The sequence below is a fragment of the Kitasatospora sp. NPDC054768 genome (assembly GCF_053612025.1).
Genome location: NZ_JBSHBN010000290.1, coordinates 1 through 1018 on the forward strand (window position 1 = coordinate 1; position 1018 = coordinate 1018).

The 1018-nt window shown below is 75.1% G+C and carries 2 protein-coding genes; one reads left to right on the top strand and one right to left on the bottom strand.

Annotated features, from left to right (window positions below; genetic code table 11):
• Positions 1-177 precede the first annotated feature (177 nt).
• Complete coding sequence (locus tag ACWGKU_RS40240; RefSeq protein ID WP_401053637.1) at positions 178-747, top strand: CGNR zinc finger domain-containing protein; 570 nt, start codon at positions 178-180, stop codon at positions 745-747.
• 17 nt (positions 748-764) lie between these two features.
• Here the strand turns inward: ACWGKU_RS40240 and ACWGKU_RS40245 are convergent, their stop codons facing one another.
• Positions 765-929, bottom strand: coding sequence for a hypothetical protein (locus ACWGKU_RS40245; RefSeq protein ID WP_452191811.1), 165 nt, complete (start codon positions 927-929; stop codon positions 765-767).
• Positions 930-1018 lie beyond the last annotated feature (89 nt).

Consider the following 1018-nt stretch of genomic DNA (forward strand, 5'->3'; position numbering starts at 1 on the left):
CCCTCGGGGGCCGGTTCGGGGGCCGGCCGGCCCCGGCGGCGCCCGGTTTCGGACGCCTTGTCGGACTGCGCACGCATCTTCGAAAGAAGGCGCCGCCCTACCGGCACAAGGCCCGGTATGGTCTGGGGTAACCGTGGACGCGGGGTATCGGAGTCCCCTGCGCGAGGAGCCCCCAACGTGCTGATCACCCATGACACCGAGTGCGCGCTGAGCCTCCTCGTGGAGCTGCTCAACACCGCACCCGAGGTGTGCGGCGCCGAGCGGCTGCCGGACGTCGCCGCGCTGGACGCCTTCGTGGTCCGCCGGGAGATCAGCGAGATCGACTCGCTGACCGAGGACGACCTCCGGCGGGTGCACGAGCTGCGCACCCGGCTGCGCGAGGTGTTCGCGACGGAGTCCACCGCGCAGGCCGCGGAGCTGGTCAACTCCATCGTCGCGGCCGCCGGGACGACGCCCCGGCTGACCAACCACGACGACCACGACTGGCACATCCACTACTTCGCGCCGCACGCCGCCCTCGACGACCACCTGGCGGCCGAGCTGGGCATGGCGCTGGCCCTCATCCTCATGGCGGGCGAGCGGGAGCGGCTGCGCCGCTGCGAGGCGCCGGACTGCGCGCGGGTCTTCGTGGACCTCTCCCGGAACCGCTCGCGGCGCTACTGCGACAGCCGCACCTGCGGCAACCGGCTGCACGTCGCCGCCTACCGGGCGCGGCAGCGGTCGGCGGAGGCCGTCCCCTCCGCCTGACCGGCCGGTCCTCCCGTTCAGATGCCGCGCTTGCGGAGGATCTCCTCGATGTCGGCGAAGTCGCCGAGGCCGTCCTCCCGCTTGCCCGCGGCCGACTTCTTCGGGGCCCTGGGCGTCGGCGCCACCGCCGGACGCTCGGGCGCCGGCCCGGCCGCGGCCGGGCGCTCCGGGGCGCTCTCCACCGCCCCGGCGCCCCGGAGATCCGGGCCAGCAGCCCGGTGCGCTCCTCGGCGGTCAGCCGCTCCCGGTCGACCGCGTGCGCGGTGGCCTT